Genomic DNA, 6,812 nt, shown 5'->3' with positions numbered 1-6,812 from the left:
AGAAAAGTACGGTGGCAAGAGCAAGAAGGAAACACCTGTAACCATGTCGAACACAGTAGTTAAGCTTCTTCACGCCGAGAGTAGTTGGTGGGAGACTGCCTGCGAGGGTAGGACGCTGCCGTGCTTTTTTAATATTCCGGCTTAGCTCAGTTGGTAGAGCGCTTGACTGTTAATCAAGATGTCGTCAGTTCGAGTCTGACAGCCGGAGTATTTTGGAGTGTTGTCCGAGTGGCTTAAGGAGCATGATTGGAAATCATGTATACGGGTTTAATCCTGTATCGAGAGTTCAAATCTCTCACACTCCGCTATTAAAAAGAGAAAAGCTTGTTAAATTAGTATTTGGCAAGCTTTTTTCTTTTTTTAAAACAGGTTATTGTTCAACTTCATTTTATAATTTACCTTTTATTTATTATTCATCGATGATATACTTTTAATTATCTAGCTAGAAAGGAGACAATCATGGCTAAACGCAAAAAAATATTGTTTTATCTGGGTTTAATCACGGTTTGCTTAAACAGCTTCATTTTGTCTGGCTTTTTGTCTATGGCAGCAACTACGTTTGGCATTGCACTAGTATTGCATGGCGCTGAAGCAGTTAACTTTATTTAAGCTACAGCTGATAACTATTACCAGCTTAAAACTCAAAGACTAAAAAGTATTACCAAATTGATGTAATCCACAAATTAAGACAGTTTAATAAATTTTAGTTGAGGGCTAACCCTGATTGCACATCGGGGTTAGCCCTCTTAGCTTGGCCTTGATTCTTTATGGTGTAATAATTAACATTCTTTCTAATTGCTTCTTCTAGTGGGGGTTAAATTGAGCTTGTTATAAAGGTGGTCCTAGTATGCTGAAGGAATTTGCAGCATAAACTTTTCTTGTTTGGCTAACGGGGATGTTGCAGTTTGCTTTGCTGGCATTCTTCGTTGGATTATCAACGGTTATACGATAAATTGTGGTGATGACCAATTAAGGTATTATTTGATTGCTAATAATGCTAATATCTACACAGCTAATAGAAGTGATTTTGTTTAGCTAAAAATAGTCACGGTTCCATCATTGATGAAGAAGCAAATAAAACAACCAAAATTGAATATTTAGCCTCAAAAGGACTATTGCAATTATTTAAATCATTGTTTCGCACGGTGTTAATCCCTATCGAGAACTGATGTTTAAAGGATTTTATCTTAATTTAACTAAAGGCACAATTTCTCTAGAGCTTAACGAAATAGCTAATAGTTCATAAATGATCCATATTTCAAATAAGATTATCGCTATAAGATTTCAACAGATATTAATGACCTAAAATTTTAGCCAGAAATAATATTGTCTTAAATATGATTAAGTCAGTTGACATTAACTTTCTAAAACTTGTTAGTAATAATACGCAAACTTCAACTGAAGTTGAAGTAACTGATTCTAAAAACGGGAGTGCTCCATAATAGTTAGACATTAATATGACTATTATGGAGCACTTCATTTTAAGACAATTTTGTGGGTGGATAATGCGCAATAAGGATTATTTTGTAAGCGGTTGCTTTATTTAATATATTATGTTATGCTTTGTATAGGTAATATATGGGTTAGTAAATCAGGAGGCGCATTACATGTTTAAAAAGATATTGTCAATCGCTACTATAGTTACTTCTTTAGGACTTGCTGGTACAGCCACCACTACACTAGCACAAAATGTTGGTGGTGGCGTATGGAACCATGGAATAGGTTGGAGTGGTACATTTGGCTATTCCGATTATCTTCATACTGCTCGTAGACATGGTTCAGCAGTTGGACCCAGCAAAAGTAATCGGAGTAAGGCTGTCGCTAGTGCCGGAAATTGGTCTCAAGCAAAATATACCAAAATCCCGCCTACAGGTCTAAATTATTGGTGGAGTTATGAATAATAACAATAACTAATTAATTTCCTTTATTGCCTACTACTCTTGCATACTTTTAGAAAAATTTCCTTTTCTAAAAGTATGCAAGAGTTTTTACTGATATACATAATAATACTATTTTATTTACTAATGTTATTACAACTGAAAGGAAGTGATCTTATCAAAAAAGTAGTTAGCCTATTCTTGGTAATGATGACCGTTCTGGCGGGTCTATTGGTAATCAACATTTACCAAACTAAGGACCAAGATCGGATTGAGAAAATAGAGGAGACATCAAACTCGTTTAAGGTGTACTTATCTAATAGTTCACGCACGGCAGACGAGACGTTGCCCTTTTTTAAGTGCATGGCCGGCAGGTATGGCTTGACGCTGATCAAGACCGATTATAGTGGTGAAACCGTAATTAAGTCGGCTGTGGCTAGCAAGGCCAGCTTTCCCTATTATGAATTCTTCGCCCGGAATAAGAAGTTTAACCTGTTTTCCAACAAGAAGACCACGTATGTACAGGGCAGAGACATTCCTGTGTTCTGGAAGAGTGAGCGCATCAGGCTGCAGAGCCTCGACAAATTCTGGAGCAAAGAAGACAAGTCCGTGAACGGTGTCTACACGGTTATCGGCAACCCGAGACACCGCAGAGTAGTTGTGCGCAAACTGGCCGCATTTTTTAAAATGAGCGAGAAGGATCTACTGACGCCCAAAGTGTTTTCCAAAAAGGAATACGTTAATCGGACGCTGATGATTTACCTGGCCTTGTTCCTAACATTGGCTGTATTTACAGTCCTGGCCACCTTTTCGCTTCCGCTGACAAGCGTTAAACAAATTGGCGTGTACAAGCTGCTAGGCCTGTCTAACTTGGATGTGGTGGGCAAGCTGTTCACGCTGCCGCTTGCGTCCCTACTAGGCGCCAGCTTACTTTTTGATGTCGGAATCAGGTTGCTTTTCGCTTACTGGCCAGCCGGTTTTGTCAAGTGGGTGCTGCTTAGCCAGTTGGTCGTCTTCATGATTTTTGCCATGTCTATTCTTATTGCACTTACCCTGATTAGAAGCATTCGAATCATCACGATGCTAAAGCAGGGCATCAACTTCAACCTGGGCATGACCATCACGTTAATCATCAAGATTGCCACGGTGGTGTTGACTACGGTATTGCTAATAGGCGGGGTGATTAATATTAAGGAAATCAATGAAAAAAATAGGCAATACGACCGGGTGGCCCGCTTGGGAAACTACCTAGCGGAGGAACGAACTAGTCTTGTCTCTGCCGAAGCCATTAGAAATGATGATGTTCATAATGGCAAGAATGAGGCCAAGCTAGGGCGCTTCTTTAATGACCTGGAAAAAGGGAGCAATGCCTACTTTGTGGCTGGCGCAATCACTAACCCGCAAAAGAACCTGGCCCGCTTCAAGGTTGCTGACAGCTTTGCCCCCAAGGACAGTTACCAGGTGGTGCGGATTAACCGAAACTACCTCAAGCGTCTGAGTCTGAATGCATCTGGGAAGCTGAAAAACACATTCTACGTGCCGGTTGAAATGAAAAAGGACCATGATAAGGCAACTAAACTCGCCAAGCTGCTTGTCCTTGATCGTTCGGACGGGTCGGAAAAAGACTTGGCCAAAACGAGGGTAAATATTGTGTACTACCGGTCTGCGCCAGCGACTCCGGTTTACCTCAATGAACAGCTTAAGCTTTTTAAGCGGCCAATCTATGAATTGATTGATTCAAACCACCTGGATCACTGGAGCAAGCTGCAGCTGTCCGTTGCGGGCCTGAGTAATCCCATCAGAATCAAAAACAATCGGCGTAACCGGGCGCTGATTAAGCGTTTAGGCAAAGCTAAATACATGCGGGGCATCCGGATAAAGTTTGCGACGGCAGCTTCGCTTGCCAATCAGCTTACTACTACATACCGCTGGGGACTAATGCTTTCGCTGATTCTGCTGGGCGTTACCTTTACGATTTCACTGATTGTTTCGGCCTTCAGCGCGGTCCTTTATTTCAGAACCAATGAGCGGAAGCTGTCGATTTTGCGCCTACTGGGCTTTAGGGTCATTGATCGTTACGGCATGGCCATCACCCTCTTATTTAGCCTGTATGCGGTTCAAATCGGCATAGCCTGCTTCTGGGGCAAGAGCGTTGGGGCATTACTCGTAGGCGTACTGCTAGCCGGGGTAGATTTATTGGTGACGCTGGCCATCTTTATCGGCCAGGAGAACCGGAATATTGTTCAAGTATTGAAGGGCGGGTGAGACAATGATTGAAATCCATAATTTGACCAAATCTTTTGGACGCAAGGTCGTCTTTCAGAATTTAAATTTAGAAGTCAAGGACAAAGAAATGGTAGCCGTTATGGGTGCCAGTGGCAGCGGCAAATCGACTCTATTAAACATTCTGGGATTAATTGATGGCTTTGACTCCGGCAGATATATTTTTGACGGACAAAGAAATATTAAGCCTAACAGCAGGCAGGCAGGCCAGCAGATTCGCAATAAGATTAATTATATCTTTCAAAACTTTGCTTTGATTGATAATCAGACCGTTACCCAGAATCTGGTCTTGGCACAAAAATATGTCAGGGAGAACAAGGCAACTAAGATAAGGCAGATTGATGAGACGCTCAGGCGGGTTGGCCTTGAAGAATACAGAGACAGCAAAATTTATGAGCTTTCTGGTGGCCAGCAGCAGCGGGTTGCCGTCGCCCGGGCCATAATCAAGCCCAGCCAACTGATTCTGGCGGATGAGCCGACCGGGTCGCTGGACGAGCGGAACCGCGACATTATTATGAAGGAATTAAGGCAGCTCAACATGATGGGCAAGACGCTGGTGATTGTTACCCATGACCCTGTGGTAGCTGGCTATTGTTCTAAAATTATTAAGCTATAAAAAATGACTTTCGTGCCTAAACTTGATGTGAATTCCCAAATTAGGACAGTTTAATAAATTCTAGGGTTCACATCAACTCATTTCATATTAAGCTACCTTTTTATTTCATTGTGCTAGATTAATATGTACTCTTTACCAATTGCAATCAGCAGGTGGGCGGTGATTTTATTTGTTATTTGCAATTTTGACTATCACCGTATTTACAGGCATTAGCGCTATTTATAAAATTTAATTTTGAAAAAAATCAAAAAAATATAGACATGAACAATATCTTATGGTAAAGTTTTAAGAGTAGTCGAGAGGCGACAAAAAACTGGAGGATTAGCTCAGCTGGGAGAGCATCTGCCTTACAAGCAGGAGGTCATAGGTTCGAGCCCTATATCCTCCATAACCCGGAAGAGAATGAAGGTTACTTCATTCTTTTTGTTTTTGAAAAATATAATGAGCATATTGACGCAACCAAGAAATTTTATTTTTTGGCAAATAATTGTTGCAATTTGTTATTCATCAGGTATACTATTGAATGTGCTTTTGATTTGCTAACACGACCCGTTGGTCAAGTGGTTAAGACATCGCCCTTTCACGGCGGTAACATGGGTTCAAATCCCGTACGGGTCACTTTGGAGGATTAGCTCAGCTGGGAGAGCATCTGCCTTACAAGCAGGAGGTCATAGGTTCGAGCCCTATATCCTCCATCGTTCTAAGACTACCGGATTACGGTAGTCTTTTTTTATAAAAAGAACGAATAAATTTCTTAATCGGTTTAAGTCCTGAGAGGATCCACTAGTGGAGATGCCTGGTAACCGAATAGCAATTGTCTATAGAGGGGGACTATTATGGAAAAACGTTTATTTACTTCAGAGTCTGTGTCTGAGGGTCATCCGGATAAAATAGCTGACCAAATTTCTGATGCGATTTTGGATGCAATTATTGCCCGGGATTCGAGTGCTCACGTAGCCTGCGAAACAATCGTAACTACGGGTCTGGTCTATGTTTTTGGTGAGATTTCGACAAGTGCCTACGTCAATATCCAGCAGATTGTACGTAACACAGTCTTGCGGATTGGTTATGATAAGCCGGAGCTTGGCTTTGATGGCAACAACTGTGCCGTCTTGATCGATATTGACGAACAGTCGCCTGATATTGCAGACGGAGTCGACAATTCGCTTGAAGTCCGTGAAAAGGCGACAAAGACGGATCAACTGGATCAAATTGGGGCAGGTGACCAGGGGTTGATGTTTGGCTTTGCCATCAAGGAAACGCCGGAATTAATGCCGCTGCCGATTTCGCTGGCCCACCGCCTAATGCGGCAGGTAGCAAAATTGCGCAAGGAGGGCACGCTCTCGTGGTTGCGTCCCGATGCCAAGGCCCAGGTGACCGTTGAATACGGTGACGATAACAGACCAAAGCGCGTTGATACCGTGCTGATTTCAACTCAAACAACCGCACAAGTGCCTAACGATGAAATTCGGCAGGCAATGATTGATTTAGCGATTAAGAAGGTTATCCCATCCCAGTACCTGGATGAAAAGACGAAGTATTTAATCAATCCTTCCGGGCGCTTTGTTATTGGTGGGCCCAAAGGGGATGCCGGTCTTACCGGTCGCAAGATTATTGTTGACACGTACGGGGGTTATGCCCGTCACGGTGGTGGCGCCTTTTCGGGTAAGGATCCGACCAAGGTCGACCGCAGTGCCAGTTATGCGGCCCGCTACGTGGCCAAGAATATCGTGGCGGCCGGTTTAGCATACCGCTGCGAAGTTCAGCTCGCTTACGCAATCGGCGTTGCTAACCCGGTATCAATCATGATTGATACCGCAAAGACGGGAACGGTCAGCGATGAGTTGTTAACGCGCGCAGTCCGTCACGTCTTCGATCTGCGTCCAGCAGGCATTATCAAGATGCTTGACCTGCGCCGCCCGATTTATGAACAGACAGCAGCATACGGTCACTTTGGCCGGACCGACATTGATTTGCCCTGGGAGCAGACCAATCAGGTTCAGGCGCTTTTGGATTTTATCAAGAAAAACAAGTAA

5 protein-coding genes, 5 tRNA genes, 1 rRNA gene and 1 riboswitch are annotated in these 6,812 nt (G+C 42.9%); all 11 genes read left to right on the top strand.

What is annotated here, in order from left to right; genetic code table 11:
* Nucleotides 1-7 precede the first annotated feature (7 nt).
* Nucleotides 8-124, top strand: a 5S ribosomal RNA gene (gene rrf, locus AC2JF8_RS07545).
* Between the two features lie 11 nt (nucleotides 125-135).
* Nucleotides 136-208: transfer RNA gene (locus AC2JF8_RS07540), tRNA-Asn, on the top strand.
* A gap of 6 nt (nucleotides 209-214) precedes the next feature.
* Nucleotides 215-305, top strand: a tRNA-Ser gene (locus AC2JF8_RS07535).
* A gap of 154 nt (nucleotides 306-459) precedes the next feature.
* Nucleotides 460-609 carry a hypothetical protein gene (locus AC2JF8_RS07530; RefSeq protein WP_500762439.1) on the top strand — a complete coding sequence of 50 codons (150 nt, stop codon included), beginning with the start codon at nucleotides 460-462 and terminating at the stop codon, nucleotides 607-609.
* Between the two features lie 998 nt (nucleotides 610-1,607).
* Nucleotides 1,608-1,901: a lactococcin 972 family bacteriocin gene (locus tag AC2JF8_RS07525; protein ID WP_500762437.1), complete on the top strand. Its 294-nt coding sequence runs from the start codon at nucleotides 1,608-1,610 to the stop codon at nucleotides 1,899-1,901.
* Nucleotides 1,902-2,084: 183 nt separating this feature from the next.
* On the top strand, nucleotides 2,085-4,142 hold the full coding sequence (locus AC2JF8_RS07520; RefSeq protein WP_500762435.1) for a DUF1430 domain-containing protein: 2,058 nt from the start codon (nucleotides 2,085-2,087) through the stop codon (nucleotides 4,140-4,142).
* Nucleotides 4,143-4,146: 4 nt separating this feature from the next.
* Nucleotides 4,147-4,776 carry an ABC transporter ATP-binding protein gene (locus tag AC2JF8_RS07515; RefSeq protein WP_500762433.1) on the top strand — a complete coding sequence of 210 codons (630 nt, stop codon included), beginning with the start codon at nucleotides 4,147-4,149 and terminating at the stop codon, nucleotides 4,774-4,776.
* 315 nt (nucleotides 4,777-5,091) lie between these two features.
* A tRNA-Val gene (locus tag AC2JF8_RS07510) sits at nucleotides 5,092-5,164 on the top strand.
* A gap of 158 nt (nucleotides 5,165-5,322) precedes the next feature.
* Nucleotides 5,323-5,394, top strand: a tRNA-Glu gene (locus AC2JF8_RS07505).
* Nucleotides 5,395-5,398: 4 nt separating this feature from the next.
* Nucleotides 5,399-5,471: transfer RNA gene (locus tag AC2JF8_RS07500), tRNA-Val, on the top strand.
* 61 nt (nucleotides 5,472-5,532) lie between these two features.
* Nucleotides 5,533-5,615, top strand: a riboswitch (SMK box riboswitch).
* A complete protein-coding gene (gene metK / locus AC2JF8_RS07495) occupies nucleotides 5,613-6,812 on the top strand; it encodes a methionine adenosyltransferase (RefSeq protein WP_500762431.1) in 1,200 nt (399 codons plus the stop codon). It overlaps the preceding riboswitch by 3 nt.

It is taken from the genome of Lactobacillus sp. CA30L, assembly GCF_059900845.1.
Note: the sequence above shows the minus strand (reverse complement) of the source record. Positions and strands in the feature narration are given on the sequence as shown.